9 protein-coding genes and 3 pseudogenes are annotated in these 14,268 nt (G+C 58.0%); 8 read left to right on the forward strand and 4 right to left on the reverse strand.

All coding sequences use genetic code 11. The annotated features are described in order from the left end of the window. Window positions 1-14: 14 nt before the first annotated feature. The 3 genes and pseudogenes from CP556_RS20410 to CP556_RS20425 all read left to right on the forward strand — a co-directional run. Window positions 15-505 (forward strand): annotated as a pseudogene (locus CP556_RS20410) (DUF955 domain-containing protein); the annotation flags it as partial. A 132-nt stretch (window positions 506-637) separates the two neighbouring features. Continuing rightward, window positions 638-1,424 (forward strand): annotated as a pseudogene (locus CP556_RS26915) (hypothetical protein). A 153-nt stretch (window positions 1,425-1,577) separates the two neighbouring features. Continuing rightward, a complete protein-coding gene (locus CP556_RS20425; RefSeq protein ID WP_255291534.1) occupies window positions 1,578-2,393 on the forward strand; it encodes a transposase in 816 nt (271 codons plus the stop codon). A 760-nt stretch (window positions 2,394-3,153) separates the two neighbouring features. On the opposite strand, the gene CP556_RS20430 is transcribed toward CP556_RS20425, so the two are convergent. Beyond that, entirely contained in the window at window positions 3,154-3,642 is a 489-nt protein-coding gene (locus CP556_RS20430) for a cupredoxin domain-containing protein (RefSeq protein WP_255291554.1), read from the reverse strand. Window positions 3,643-3,891: 249 nt separating this feature from the next. Here CP556_RS20430 and CP556_RS27600 point away from each other — a divergent pair, with 249 nt between their 5' ends. The 3 genes and pseudogenes from CP556_RS27600 to CP556_RS20455 form a co-directional block, all read left to right on the forward strand. Further along, window positions 3,892-4,377 carry a transposase gene (locus CP556_RS27600; protein WP_141551727.1) on the forward strand — a complete coding sequence of 162 codons (486 nt, stop codon included), beginning with the start codon at window positions 3,892-3,894 and terminating at the stop codon, window positions 4,375-4,377. Window positions 4,378-5,011: 634 nt separating this feature from the next. After that, window positions 5,012-5,245, forward strand: coding sequence for a transposase (locus CP556_RS27340; RefSeq protein WP_098727544.1), 234 nt, complete (start codon window positions 5,012-5,014; stop codon window positions 5,243-5,245). 94 nt (window positions 5,246-5,339) lie between these two features. After that, a pseudogene (locus CP556_RS20455) lies at window positions 5,340-5,473 on the forward strand (transposase); the annotation flags it as partial. Window positions 5,474-5,583: 110 nt separating this feature from the next. Here the strand turns inward: CP556_RS20455 and CP556_RS20460 are convergent. Beyond that, window positions 5,584-7,377, reverse strand: coding sequence for a hypothetical protein (locus CP556_RS20460; RefSeq protein WP_098727545.1), 1,794 nt, complete (start codon window positions 7,375-7,377; stop codon window positions 5,584-5,586). A gap of 255 nt (window positions 7,378-7,632) precedes the next feature. Between CP556_RS20460 and CP556_RS20465 the strand changes: the two genes are divergently transcribed. Together CP556_RS20465 and CP556_RS20470 are read left to right on the forward strand one after the other, a co-directional pair. Next, complete coding sequence (locus tag CP556_RS20465; RefSeq protein WP_098727546.1) at window positions 7,633-8,673, forward strand: hypothetical protein; 1,041 nt, start codon at window positions 7,633-7,635, stop codon at window positions 8,671-8,673. Window positions 8,674-8,747: 74 nt separating this feature from the next. After that, window positions 8,748-9,155 (forward strand): PAS domain-containing protein, encoded by a 408-nt coding sequence (locus CP556_RS20470; protein ID WP_098727547.1) that lies wholly within the window; start codon window positions 8,748-8,750, stop codon window positions 9,153-9,155. 82 nt (window positions 9,156-9,237) lie between these two features. Here CP556_RS20470 and CP556_RS20475 read toward each other — a convergent pair whose 3' ends face one another. Together CP556_RS20475 and mbhE are read right to left on the reverse strand one after the other, a co-directional pair. Beyond that, window positions 9,238-11,043, reverse strand: coding sequence for a multicopper oxidase family protein (locus tag CP556_RS20475; protein ID WP_098727548.1), 1,806 nt, complete (start codon window positions 11,041-11,043; stop codon window positions 9,238-9,240). Window positions 11,044-11,821: 778 nt separating this feature from the next. Further along, on the reverse strand, window positions 11,822-14,248 hold the full coding sequence (gene mbhE, locus CP556_RS20480) for a hydrogen gas-evolving membrane-bound hydrogenase subunit E (RefSeq protein ID WP_098727549.1): 2,427 nt from the start codon (window positions 14,246-14,248) through the stop codon (window positions 11,822-11,824). Window positions 14,249-14,268: the final 20 nt, after the last annotated feature.

A 14,268-nucleotide genomic window follows, 5' to 3' on the forward strand; every position in this document is an offset into this window, starting at 1 on the left:
ACGAACTCGTAGGAGGCCTTGTCGGATTCAAGACCGTACCTGTATTCGATATCCCAGAAACTGACGGTGAGCCGCTTCCACAACTCGACACGGAAGCGACCGGTGATGCCGGCGATCTCGTAGCCTAGCTGACTGGCGCCGCAGACGACCCCGGGGTGACGGTTCGCACCGTCCCCGAAGCAGAGTGATCACACGGCGACGCGAAAAGTATCTGTAAGCAATCAGCCTCATCGACATCCAGCCCTCGTCGAGATTCGAGGACGAGTAAATGAAGCCGACTCTTGCGCGAACACTCATCCACGAGTACGCCCACGCCCTGCTCCACTTCGTCGACGACACAGAGCGGTCAAAGCGTGAGGTGGAGGCAGAAGCCGTCGCGTACATCGTCGGCCAGCACTTCGGGCTTGCTACGAGCGGCTTGGCGTTCTACCTCGCGGCGTGGGAGTCAAACGATCCTGAGGCCGTTCACAATCGGCTCGACAGGATCAGTCACACGGCAGAATAGATCATAGACGTGCTCGAAGAAGAGTCAGGTTCGCGCATATTAACTAACGGCCGGACCCAGGAGCGTCATTCGTTAGTTAAGTCTATCAGCGCCCGCCGAGGGGCGGAGGCGCATTTCGGTCTCCATCGAATTATGACTGACCGATATCTCACGGCGATTCTCGAGAAGGTACGACAGGTCGTGAGCACCACGACCAAGTCGCCCGGTTGCCGGACAAACAAGCCCACGAGTATCTTCGTATGCTGTCCTCCGGATACTCAAAGGAGAGACAGACGAACTACTTGCAGCTGCCTCACAAATCGACGGTGTGACCGTCGGATACGGTAGCGACGAGGCGATGTTCGACAGTTGGAGCCGTGACGCCGAGTGGGGGGACACTGTCCCGCTGCAAGACGAGTGTACCCGCTTCCGGATCTTCTACCCCGACGAGTACGAGGTCGCCCCGCAGATCATCGTCGACGTGATGACAGCCCTCGATGCATGGCGTGTCTAGTCGGGCAACGCTGCCGTCTGCGGCTCCTACGATCATCGTAACCGTCGCGAAGTCCACTACCTCTGGCCGGGGGGTCATTCTGTCGAGGACCTCCTGCTGGAACGGCTTCAGGATCGTGACAGCGTCGCACTCGATGGGGGACAGACGGGTGATGTCCGCGACCGCATGGTCGTCTCGGAGTACTCAACCCAGCGTGACGATCTCGAACCGCGAACGAAACGAGCCGTCACTGGGGAGATGTCGGTCTCCCTGCACGAGAAGGGCGGTCGATATGAGGTACAGTCGGAGTCTAGAGTAGCCACTGAAACGAATTACACACTGATCACAACGCCGTCGCGCGATCAGGTATATATTGACTTCAGTGACTACTATAGGAACCGACACGAAATCGACATGATCGATGAATTGTATAGCTGTCCGGACTGACAACAGCGAACGCCCGCCCTAAACAGTAGACGCCGAATCTAATTTGCGCCGTTGCTGGTAGGGTCGCTATGGTCGAGATTGATGAAGCAAAACAGGTCTGTCGCGCCGCCTCAACCGTCGTTTATCCGGCGCTCGACTTTGGCATCAAACCGTGTGGGAGCTACACAAGAGAGAGCTTCGAGAAGCTCCTCTCTTGTGTCGCCTTCGAACAAGAGTTCGCCAATACAGCTGGAAAAACGTGCCAACTCAGCAACGGCGAGCCCGTCGACGTCACGTCGACGGCGCAATGGACTCGCAAAATCACTTCTCTACCATCTCCGGAACTTGGAGGCGGACGCCATCGACGACCAGTTCGATGGCGTCCGCGCTGATTTCTTCGAGATTCTCAGGAAACAACGGCTATTGCCGGACTGTGTCGATGTTGCGATAGACCTCCATCAATGGCGGTTTTACGGTGATGCAGACACTGACCACGTTCTGATCACCTATCCCGATCAGGGAACAACTCGAACGTACTGTTTTGCGACAATCTGTATCGTTGTACCAGGAACGCGGTTTACACTTGATGTACTGGCATTGGAGGCGAACGGCTTTCGCGCCAAGCGCGAAGCCGTTCGCTTGCTGCTCGAAACGGCACGAAAGTACGTCTCGATCAGACACGTCTACCTCGATAGGGATTTCTATCAGGTTCACGTCGTTACGGAACTCGAACAGCTTGACGTCGACTACATCGTCCGTGCACGCCCGAGTAAAGGAATGAAAGACCGTCTCAGCGCCGGCGCTGAGACGGTCGTCGATGAGTATCTCATGCAACGAAAGCGTAAACCAACTGCTTCAGTTCCAGTAACTGTGTTTGCCGTTCCACATCGATCAACCGAAGACGAGCACGTCTGGATCGTGACGAATCTTGAGCTCAAGACAGAGTCGGCGAGAGCGTACGCGGCGGCGTTCCGTCGCCGCGGGAATTGAAACCTCCTATCGGCAGATCGGTGATTTTCTCCCGAGAACGTCGTCGCCGACGTTCTCGGTGCGGTTGTTCTACTTCTGTTCGCGGTTGCGATGTACAATCTGTGGGTGCTCGTCTCAGCTGGTGCTGTACCAGAGAAACCGCCGATCTCGACGCGTCTCTTCCAAGAATTCGTCGTTGTGACTGACTACGGATAGCGGTTGATTGACCCGACCGAGCTTATCGGTCAGCACGCCATAACTGAGTGGAAACGCTCAGAAACGCCGCCAGCAGCGGCGTTTCTTCGCTCCTTCCATCTCTGTATCGCCTAGAGCATCGCAGTTTCACAATCTAAATTGCTTCATCAACTACGACTTCGCTCGGCCGTCGCGTCGAATCGGTAACTACTGTAAATGACGGGATTCTCCTCTCGAAGAAAGATAGTAGGTGATGGTCAGTGACGCAGAGGATAATAGTGTGCTGGATACCTTATCTACCGACCGATTGACGGGGAATAGTAGCGATTTGGTCCAGAAATTAGACAAGTACTGGCTCTCAACGCCCGTGTTGATCTTACCGCCGTAGAATACAAACAGTCGATGAGAAGCGGTCAATAGAGACTCCTAACAATGGGCAAAAGTTCTACATTAGTTTACATGGCTGTAAGGATCGGGCTATGGGTTGTCAGGTTCTACTCGCTTCCGTCTGGGTTACAGACGGTCAGGACCAGTGGTTATAGCAGGGGAATTCGTAGATTTTTACTACTGGAGCACGGCCAACCGGTTATTCACTGGTCCCGTTACCGCCAGTTTCGTTGCCACCGCTGCCGCCACCTTGGATTTGCAAGTCGCCCTCCATATTCGGATGGGGCTCACAGCGGTATCTGGCCATCTCGCTACTGGCCGTAAAATCAAAAAACAGTCCGTCACCAGGGTCTGAGACCGGTTCGCCCGTCGTGAGGTCATCGATGACTTCGTCGTTACTGTTCCGAATCTGCATATTGTGGGCTGCACCATCGCCTTCCGACCAGCCGATCGTATAATCCTCACCCTCCTGAAGGATAAGCGTCGGGTTCTGCTCGCCCTCGATTGAGGATGGGGCAAGGCCTTCCCAGTGACCCGTTTGACCGCTGAAATCAAGTTGTGTTCCAGGTTCAATTTCGTAACCGTCGCTGCTACCACCGCCATTACCACCGCCATTACCGCCACCGTTACCACCACTGCAACCGGCGACAATCGCCGTCGATGTCGCAACACCAGCCAACTTGAGCATCCTCCGTCGGGATAGCCGCTCGTTTCGTGTCATCAAGTCACTCTTGTGCTCGTTCTCAAATGGGGGTTTTGGTTCGAGTGTCGAAACGCAGTATAAATTGGTATACATCCTTTTGGCTCTGTCAAATTCTGTTTCCCATATGAGCCTGTCCAAGAAACACTGACAGGGTAATTGGATTCTGCGAGTTCTGAGTTCACATGGCGTAGATTTTATCTAGCAGAAACTCCTGGATAGTGTGAGAATCCACCCGTGACGTCCAACATCATCCGATACGACCAAGATCAGCAACACCTCTTGCCGAAGAACGTCGCGGAGTGGGTTGAAGAAGATAGCCTCGAACGCTACGTTTCCGGCGTCATCAATTATCTCGACAACGAGGGCCGGCTCGACTCCTTCTATCCGGAAGATCGGGAGGACGGCTGTGGGCGACCGTCCTTTCATCCCGTGATGATGCTGAAGATCCACGTTTTTGGGTACTGTATCGGGATCCGCAGCTCCCGAAAATCGTCCGTCTCCTTGAACGTGACGTCGCTTTCCGTTACCTTGCCGCGAATCAACACCCTGACTTCCGTACAATCAGCCTCTTCCGCAAGAACCACCGCGAGGAGTTCGAGCACCTTTTCGTCGAAATCCTTCGTCTCTGTCGCTGGCATGGTCAAAATGGCCGAAGTCGCCCTGGATAGCCGTCGCGGCCAGGGCGACGCTGCCCTCGACCAAAACCGGACTCATGAGTAGATCACCGAGGAAATCCACGACATCCTTGAGGAGTCTGCTGAGGTCAACGAAGTCGAAGATGACGAATATGGTCCCGAACAGCGCGGGGACGAGCTCCCGGAGTTCCTCCGGGAGCGAGAGGCCGACTGAACCGATTGAGGGAAGCCAGGGACCGACTCAATGCGAAGGAACAGCAACTCAAGGAGGAGCAAGCCGAGAAAATCTGCCAAAGAAAACAGGAAAAGGAAGAAATGGGCCAGAAGAAGCGTGGCCGGAAGCCCACACCTCCGGAGGACACGAAGGCAAACACGACAGACCCAGCGAGTCAAATGCTCAAAACCAGAAACGGGAGGAAACAGGGGTATAACGGCCAAACAATGGTAAACTGCGACACGCAGGTCACGTCGCTCAGGAGATCACTACTGACGCAAACGACGTACAGCAACTCAAGCCGATGCTGGAGAACTGGGAAGAAGTGAACGGCAAGCGCCCGGAGAAGGCGCTTGCCGACGCTGGGTATTGGAGCAAAGAGAATGCGCAGTTAGCAATGGAACTGTTTATCGCCACGACCAAAGACTGGAAGCGACGGAAAGAACTTCGGGAGGCAGATCCGCCACGAGGACGGATCCCCAAGTAGTACGGGCTGAAAGAACGCATGGAGCGGAAACTCCGGACGAAACGAGGCAGAAGCATCTACCGCAAGCGTAGTCAAAGCGTAGAAGCAGTGTTCGATCAGCACGTTACCCGCGGCTGCGACCGATTCCTGTTACGCGGGGAGACGGGGGCACAAGCGGAGTGGTCGTTGTTTTCGGCGACGCACAACCTGCTGAAACTGTGGCGGACACGATCGCCGGATAACTGGGCCAGATTCTCATTTTGTCGACACTAACGGCCGGTCTGGCGAATCGTGTAGCGGTGTCTTCGATCGATATCGGATGACTGGTAGTGCGAATTCTTAGACAGGCACCTCAGGACGACCGATTCTCAAGCGTCATCCAGAAATCAAACAGCGGTACTTCTGGGGAAGCGGTTTGTGGAAGGATGGGTACTACGCGGGACAACGGGTGCAGTTTCCGAAGATGTAGTTTGGCGGTACATTGAGGAGATGAAACAGTAGGTGAGCGTACGCGATTCACCCACGGGTCAGGTGACCCGTGGACCTCTCGCTGTTCCCTTTAGAGACGGGCCTCGAGTCGGATCCCGGTCGGCGTTTCCATCTCTCCTCCTTTACGGTGCGCTGTCGATCGCGTACATCTGGAAGTCGTCGTTCGAGATGACCTTGTTCGCGCCCGGCTCGGTTTCGAGTCCCTCAAGCGCCCTCCTATCATAATTGAGTTCCCGGTAGACGTCGAGCTCCCTCGACTTGTCCCAGTCGGTGACGACGAAGTAGTACTCGTCGGTGGGGTAGGCCCCGCTGTAGTTCCCCTCCGAAAACACGGTGGCGTTGACGGAGCCGGTTGCGGCCGACGCACCACCGACCGTGTCGCCGCCGCCTGCAACCCCGTTGATGCCCTGCTCGTATCGATAGGGATCGTACCCCATCCCCGCGTAGGGGACGTCATCAGCCCCGTGATTGAAGCCATCTTCGTAGCCGCTCATCATTTCGGGGGTCACGTGCTGGCCCGGGTTGTAGATCAGCGGCGACGTGAACACCGTCATGAGTCCGAGAACGAGACACGCCCCAAGTACCAGCGCCGTGACCGCGTTCGCGCCCGGTCTCGTAATCACGCTCGAGAGGCCGCCGACGAGCCCTGCGAGGGCGATACCGGCTAGGATCGTCAGGAGAACGTAGATGAACCCCATCTGCCGGAACGCCATCGTCGGCGTCCCGAGGAAGTAGATGAGAAACATCGCGGAGAGCGGGAACAGCGCGAACGCGAAGTAGTTAACGAGGGACTTGGTCTCCCCGTCGAGGCTCGTCCGGCCGAGCCAGACGACCAGGATGAAACAGCCGACGATGAGGCCGATAATCGCCGCGTCGAGGAACATCTTCACGAACAACTCGGTGAGGCTGCCGCCGATCTCGGTCAGCGACGTCCCCCGTTGATCGACCTCGGTGCCGCCGCCGATATCTTGTGCGAGCAGACCGGTGACGAGGCCGCCGACGGCCTGCCTGAACCGCTCGTTGCCGAGCGCCCAGAGCCCGAAGAGGGCCCCGAGGGAGAGTGTGTGAACGTGGGTCGTCGGATGCTCGAGCATCGGGTGGTCGTCGTAGCGCCGGCGGGCGAGGTACTGGACGCCGCTGATCGCGCCGATGAGAACGACGACGTTGAACATCTGCTGGGGATGGACCAGCAAGAGCGCGAGGCCGGTGAGAAAGACGAGGACGCTGAACGGCGACACGCCGAGCGGGAGCCGCTCGAGCGTCGAGCGCCGGCGGAGATAGGCGACGATCGCGAAGAGCACGGGCGGAACGAGGAACAGCGCGTTCGAGTTGGTGTGGACGCCCATGTGCGTCGCGATGTTGTTGATCGGCAGCACCATCCAGGAGACGATCGCGGCGAGGCCGACCGCCAGCTCGTCGCCGGTCATATCGCGGACGACGAGCGGGACGAAGACGACGAAGGGGACGAAGAGGATGACCATCCCGATCAGGAGTCCGCGTTCGATCGAGACACCGCCCGCGAAGTGCAGGACCGTCGCGATAGAGTGGAGTCCCGGATAGAAGAGTTCGTGCGGCGCAGTTCCGCCGGTAACGATGTCGCGCGTCCACCCGAGGTGCGTGAGTGCGTCGCCCATTCCGGCGAACCGATAGTTCCTGAGTATCGGGAGGCTCACGATGGCCGTGACCGTCAGTCCCCCAAGACCGATTCCGAGTCCCTGTTGACGGCCGCGACAGGACAAGGTCGCTCCGACCGCGATCGCGAGCGCGAGTGCGAACCCGAACCAGGTGATCGTCGGCGCTCCTGCGTAGACCGACGGCTCGTAGGCGGTCGCGGGATTCGCCCTCGCCACGAGGATCCCCATCGCGACTGCGAGAAAGCCAATCGCGACCGTCACGTTGAGCGTTGATCGTCTCATGTCCACTCACCGAGTTCGGCCGGACCAGTCTCGATACGCATGTGTTGGGCCAGTGGTCGGCACTGCCGGGGTTTGTTATAGGCTTCCTACCCTCGAAAACAGCCGTTGTGAGGCCCACGTCCGAAGTATGCTATCCCTATCGAATCCGAACGGTCAGCTACGGATTGATCTCTCGAGACGCGATCGATCAACGATTACGCCGGTTTTTGTAGGCGGTCGTGATCGGTCGAGACGACACCCGAACTCGCCCTCACTATGTCATCCATCATCATCGACGAGATCTCGACTCACGAGGCGACCCTCGAGTGCTCGGTCCGGAGCTCGGCCGACCTCGAGCGGTTCTTCACCGACGAATCGTTTCGGACCAGCTACGACGTTCCGATCGGGGACGTTCCGGAGGGCGTGCTCGCGATCCCCGTCCTCGCGCAGGTCTGTCCGGTCGCGTGGGCCAACGGAGCCGACGTCTACGTCGACGAGGTCGACGCGACGTTCGCCCGCGCGCTCGAGGACGTGAAGGAATCGCTGTGTGACATGCACGACTTCCTCGAGGGCGGGACGCTCTACGCCCGTCGAACGATCGAACCGGAACCGGACGCGACCGGCGAGAGCGGCCTGCTGTTCACCGGCGGCGTCGACTCGACGTGCTCGTACGTCCGTCACCGCGAGGAGTCGCCGACGCTGATCAGCGTTCGCGGCTGGACGATCACCCCGGACGCCGCCGACGACGGGAAGTGGGACGCCCTCCGCGAGCGCGTCCGGTGGGCCGGGACGCGGTGCCACCACGACGCCTACGAACTCACCCGGCAGGAATGCCTCGACGTCATCGCCGACTACGTCCGCGACGAGGATCCCGAACTGCAGCTTCAGACCTGTAACGACTGCATGGACGGTAACTGCGGTGAATGTGAGAAGTGTTATCGGACGGCGGTCAGCCTTCGCCTGTCCGGCCTCGAGCCGTCGAACCACAGCTATCTGTTCTCGGACGCGGACTACCGCGACCTCTGTCGCTCTCTCGAGCGCGGCGACTGGGTACTCGGACAGGACGAGCGCCACATGTGGGCCGACATCCGCGAGCGCGCGAGCGAGACCGAACTCGCGACGCCGGCCGAGCGAACCTTCTTCGAGTGGCTCGAAACCGCGGATCTGGCCGATCTGATATCGTCGTCTGGCTCGCCGCTGGTCCACCGTCTCCTCTGGGCCGGCGCGCGAAACGCGCCGAACAGCGTCTACAACACCGTGTACCCGGCCTGGACGACGGCGAAAGCGGGCCTTCGACTCGTCCGGTCCGGTCGATAGAGCGAGGCGCCCGGTCGGCGTCCCGCCCACCACGCTTTTCATCATCCTACGTGAACGAATGGCACAATAGTGAGATGACCGTCAAAATCGGCGATCTAGCCTCGATCTTGCTCGAGTACGAGCCGGACCAGCTCGTCGGCGAGGGCTCCCAGGAGTACATCCATCCGGACAATCGGCAAACCGTCGCGGACCAGTTCCAGCAGATCAGTGCGACGGGGGAATTGTCCGCGTTGGTCCGATATCGTCACGCAACCCGAAGTTGCGAGTGGGTGTGGCTCGAGGGCCGCTTTACGAATCTACCCGACGACACGCTCGAGGGGTACGTCGTCAGCTCGCGGGATATCTCCCGACAGGTCGCTGCGGAACGCGATCGCCGGATAACTGAGCCCGATTCGCATTTTGTCGACACTGACGGCCGGTCTGGCGAATCGTGTAGCGGTGTCTTCGATCGATATCGGATGACTGATAGTGCGAATTCTTAGACAGGGTCATATATACCAGTATTAAAACGCAACCGCTTAAGACTGCGAACGAAACGATAGTGGTTATAGATTTAGTTAGTTATCAGAGTTCGGGGACTACTTTGAGGGGACGCATCATGTCGTGATCTTCGTGCTCGATCATGTGACAATGCCACATATATTTTCCCGTTTGATCATTAAATAGTCCTTCGTACTCCCCAAAGTGTGCGATCACGTGAACAACCTCACCGGGATCAACAGTGACTACATCGTTCCAACCCAGCTCATAGGTCTGGGGAGACTCGATCGTAGCCGGTTTAATGGTGTCCTTGTCCGGATCATAATCGTTGATCGACTCTCGTCCCAGCACCTGAAAGTGTACTAGATGGAGATGTATCGGATGGGACATTGCAGTATTGTTAACGAGACTCCAGATCTCGGTGTCGCCGAGCGTGGGATCCTCAGTAACGGGATCGTCCAGTCTGTACCCTACTTTTTGGTCTCCTGTCCCGAGGAGGTATAGCATCCGTCCGTAATCGTCGGTTTGCGTAGAGAGCCAGAGCTGTCTGGTACGATCTACCGCATTGGCAGAAATCTTCGGGATCTCCGTCAGTTTGTCCGGCACCTGACTGGTGCCTTGTATGCTCCCCGCGTCATCCACGTCGATAAGCATAATTTCCGGAAGTGGCTTTGTCTCCTCGCTTCTCTCCAGCGTGCCACGGAACAGTGACGGCGCATTATTGTGAAGGAGCAGCGTCTGGCCAGCGTAGTCGGAAAAGTTAACAATGACGTCGGCACGTTGGCTCGGTCCCAACTCGAGACGGTCGGCAATCTCGACCGGTTCCGAGAGGAGGCCGCCATCGTTCCCAATCTGGACGAACGGCGGGCCGTCGTCACCAGTTTCGCCGGAAGTCTCATCGTACTCGAGCAGTTTGAGATTGTAATATCGACTGTTGGCACCGTTGAGGAGCCGAAACCGATACTTTCTGGGTTTGACGGGCAGCCGAGGCCACGCTTTCCCGTTGACGACAGACGTATCTCCGTAGAACTGCGGAACAATGCTCGTATCTGGCTGTGACTGCTCTCCACTTTTTTGCTCGTCCGAGATGGCCGTCGGATAGAACAATGACCCGTCCTCATTGAAGCTTCGATCCTGAAGCACGAGTGGGATCTCGTACTCACCATCGGGTAGGCCGAGATCCTGCTCGTGTTTGTTCCGAAGTAGATAGAAGCCTGCGAGACCTGCATATACGTTTAACCGCGTGATGCCGAGCGAGTGGTCGTGGTACCACAGGGTCGTTGGGGGCTGGTCGTTCACGTAGTAGTAGTCCTTTTTCTCGAACTCAGGTCCCGTGTCTTGAAAATCACGGGTGAACCACGCTTGGGCGTGGCCATCGCTCTCGGCTTCGATGTTCCCTCCATGAAGGTGCGTCACGACTCGTACGCCTGTTGTATCGTACGGGACTAGATCGCTATGAACCGTCGTGTCCACGGGTAAGAGGTGGTCGTCCGGCAACCTGTTCTGCCACCGCACATAGATCGGTTCGCCTTGTTGGGCTTCGATGGTCGGACCAGGGTATTGACCATCGTACCCCCAGACGGTCGTCGGCGGAAGATCGTTGTGGAGATTCTGTTCGACTTCGCTCATTTCGATCTCGTAATAGGGTTGCCCGTCCTTCATCCCAGTTGACTCTATGACGCCTGGGCGAGGCACATCGTCAACCCATTTTTCGAGGTCTGGCGACGAATGGTCCGTTATGGTCGCCGGCGCCGTTGTTTCCGTTCCGTTCTCAGTGGATCTATTATCTGTTGAACAGCCCGCAAAGGCCGAGATACTCGTAGCACCAGTTGTCAGGAGAAGCTTGCGGCGCGAGACATCTGTCTCGGACGGCTCAATACGCTCTTTCATAGGCTATTTGAGTATATAAATTCCCGCTGAATAGCGGGTGAGGCTAGTTCCTATTAGGTGAGAAACGTGTGAATATGTTCGCCACCCATATATACGATCTTTCGAGCTTTCGTTGAGCAGTCGCTTTTCACCATTACAAGAACAGAGAGTCTGTCACTATCTCCGACTTTGTCATCGTGAGGTGGAAAGTATTCGATATTGGTTGATGATCAAGCTGCAGTCCTGCCGACGAAAACGGCTACGTTTGGGTCTCACGAGATAGACTCAGGATGAACTGGCCGCACAAGACGCAAAAGTACAAGATAAATAAAGTAGGTTGTGAATTCACAACGTCAAGTATAGCCCCTGAATCTGACGATTAAAGTATCTGGTCGAGATTGTAAGTGAGGTGAGTAAGCGCGAGTTCTCGAAATTGCTTCCACCAGTGCCGAAGTAGACAAACACACCACACTTCCGCTTGAGACGCGAATCTACTGTCTTGTTCTGGCTGCACTGTCCATAGAGCGCCGTTTCGAGAACTTTGAGGATATCGCGCGACAGCCCGCCGAGCGAAATTGAATGTTTGCTCAACAAACCAGAGTAACTGCGATTTGTGGAGGCTCCATCCGGTCACACTACTGGCTGAATTTGTACCTCTCCAAGCGTTTCAGCAGACCATCCCTTCCTATATGGTTGAGAATAGCAAGCCAATACTTCTAAAACCTGAGCTAAGATTGAGTATCATGACACTCTCTGACAGAACGCAATAGTTGACCGACTTCAGATGTAATCTTTGTCGTCACTCATCGTTACCTCCGGAACGTCCTCCGTCGGTGTGGGAGCCGGTTGGTCCGTCGTCGCCCCGTGTTTCCGTCAGTTCGCCGTCGCTGTAAGTCCGCATCGCGATGAGCGTCAGGATCGATATCGCGGCCAACGCGATTACGACGAGTTCACCCAGCGTGTCGAAGCCACGGAAGTCGACGAGGGCCACGTTGACCACGTTGTATCCGCCAGCTTCTGGAACCGCCTTCTTGGTGAAGTAGCGGGCGATGGCCGTACTGCCGTCGGGGCGCGCGCTGGTCGTGACGATGACGGTGACGAACGCGGTCACGCCGACCACCAATGAAAGGACGGCATCGCGAACGCCCCGGACAAGCCCGATCGCGTATGACTTGGGGATCTCCTCGATCACAAGCAGGAAGATTACCAGCACGAGCGTCTCGACGACCAGCTGGGTCAAGGCGAGATCGGGCGCGCTCGCGAGAATGTAGAAGATCGCGACCATGAACCCAAGAATTGAGAGCGTGAGCACGCCCGCGATGTGGGTCTCTGAGCGGACAACGGCGACTCCGCCGAGTACCGCAACGAGCAATACGAGCGCGATCGGAACTGTGACGTCGAGCCCGAACTCGGTCGGCGCGACGGCATCCGCCGCGACGAAGCCGACGAGCGCGAGTGTACAGGTCGCTGTCAGCGTCCACGTTGCGTACGTTCGTAGGAGGCCGTTGTGGACTGTCTCGGCGAACCACCGGCCTTCATCAGTGAGGCCGTCGACGACGACGTTGTACCACCAGTTGGCACGAACTGGCGGCGTCTGCTGCACGACCCCGCGAATGGCATCGTGAAGACGGCCGTAGAACGGAAACACGACGAGTCCACCGCCGATCGTGACCATGCTCATTCCCACCGCCGGCGAGTACGACGTCGGAATGCCGACGTACATCTCCTGAGGGTCGCTCGCCGTCGCCTCGAGGCCGGACTGGACGATGGTGTCGACAGCAAGCTGCGGATCAACGCTAACAACCACGGCGAGCAGCGCCAGCACGGCCGGTGGGACGAGCAGGGTGACGGGAGGGCTAGTGATGCGGCCGAGTCCGTCCGGCCGGTCACCGAAGAAAAGCGAGAGGAACCGAAGCGAGTACAGCACCGTGAAGATACTCGCAAAGATAGCAACGGCGGGATAGAGCCAGCCCAGCATCCCGACGTCGTGGCTCACCTCGACGGTGGCCTCGAAAAGCAGCTCCTTCGAGAAGAAGCCGTTGAACGGCGGGATGCCGGCCATGCTGAGCGCGGCGACCGTGGTGATCACCGCTGTGACCGGCAGATCACGTCCGAGACCGCCGAGCATGTCGATCTTACGAGTACCTGCCTCATGGGCGACGATACCGGCGACGAGGAATAGCGCGGCCTTGAACAGCGCGTGATTGAACAGGTGGAAGACGCCGGCCTCCGCGCCGTAGACGGAGGTGAAGCCGAAGGCAGCGACCATCAGGCCGAGGTGGCTCGCCGTCGAGTACGCGAGCAGTTCCTTGATGTCCGTCGCCGCGACCGCTAGCACCGCACAGACGGTCATTGTCGTCAGTCCGAGCGTCGTGAACAAAAAGAACCACTCAGGACCGATGAGCATAGGGCGGACACGCCCGACGAAGTAGACGCCGACCTTAACCATTGTCGCGGAGTGGAGGAAGGCCGAGACCGGGGTCGGTGCTGCCATCGCATTGGGCAACCAGAAGTGCAGCGGCACCTGCGCGGACTTGGTCGCTGCGCCGATGGCGAGCAGTCCGAGCACCGGCAGGAACAGGCCCTGCTCGCGCAGGGCGGTCTGCATCGCCTCGGGGTTCTCGAGCATCGCGGCGAGATTGAACGCGGACTCGGGACCAAGGAGATCGGCTGCGACGACCGAGAGAAGGAGGAGGCCGACGAGCAGGAAGAGACCGCCACCGACAGTGATGAGCATGGCCATCCGGGCGGCGTACTGCGAAGAGTCGTCGGCAGTGTAGTAGCCGATCAGGACGAACGAACAGAGACTGGTGAGCTCCCAGAACAGGAAGATCGCGATCAGGTCGGTGGCCAACGCGACGCCGACGATTGAGCCCATGAAGGCGAGCAGTGCTGCGTAGTATCTGCTGAGTCCGGCTTGACCGTGCATATACGCGGGCGAGTAGGTAAAGACAAGCGCGCCGATACCGCACGCAAGCAAGGCAAATAAGAGCGCCCAGCCGTCAACGTGAAAGCGGAGTGCGATATCGAGCGAGGGAACCCACTCAAGTGCGACGGTCCCCTCCTGTCCATACTGGGTCGCGAGCAGACCGAACGAGGCGAGCGCGACGAAGGTTCCCGCGAACCCGGTTCCTTCGCCGAGGACGCGAAAGAACAACGGCGTAATGGCTGCGGCGGCGAACGGCAACGCGACTGCGGCGATGACTATCGCCAGGTCAGGAGACATTCGGTACGCGGTGCATAGGG

Source organism: Natrinema sp. CBA1119 (genome assembly GCF_002572525.1).
Lineage (GTDB): Archaea > Halobacteriota > Halobacteria > Halobacteriales > Natrialbaceae > Natrinema.

Excerpts from the sequence above, each read along its gene's own strand:
- CP556_RS20430 (WP_255291554.1), bottom strand. The coding sequence starts at position 3,642 with ATGCTCAAGTTGGCTGGTGTTGCGACATCGACGGCGATTGTCGCCGGT.
- CP556_RS27340 (WP_098727544.1), top strand. The coding sequence starts at position 5,012 with ATGGAGCGGAAACTCCGGACGAAACGAGGCAGAAGCATCTACCGCAAG.
- CP556_RS20460 (WP_098727545.1), bottom strand. The coding sequence starts at position 7,377 with ATGAGACGATCAACGCTCAACGTGACGGTCGCGATTGGCTTTCTCGCA.
- CP556_RS20465 (WP_098727546.1), top strand. The coding sequence starts at position 7,633 with ATGTCATCCATCATCATCGACGAGATCTCGACTCACGAGGCGACCCTC.
- CP556_RS20470 (WP_098727547.1), top strand. The coding sequence starts at position 8,748 with ATGACCGTCAAAATCGGCGATCTAGCCTCGATCTTGCTCGAGTACGAG.
- CP556_RS20475 (WP_098727548.1), bottom strand. The coding sequence starts at position 11,043 with ATGAAAGAGCGTATTGAGCCGTCCGAGACAGATGTCTCGCGCCGCAAG.
- mbhE (WP_098727549.1), bottom strand. The coding sequence starts at position 14,248 with ATGTCTCCTGACCTGGCGATAGTCATCGCCGCAGTCGCGTTGCCGTTC.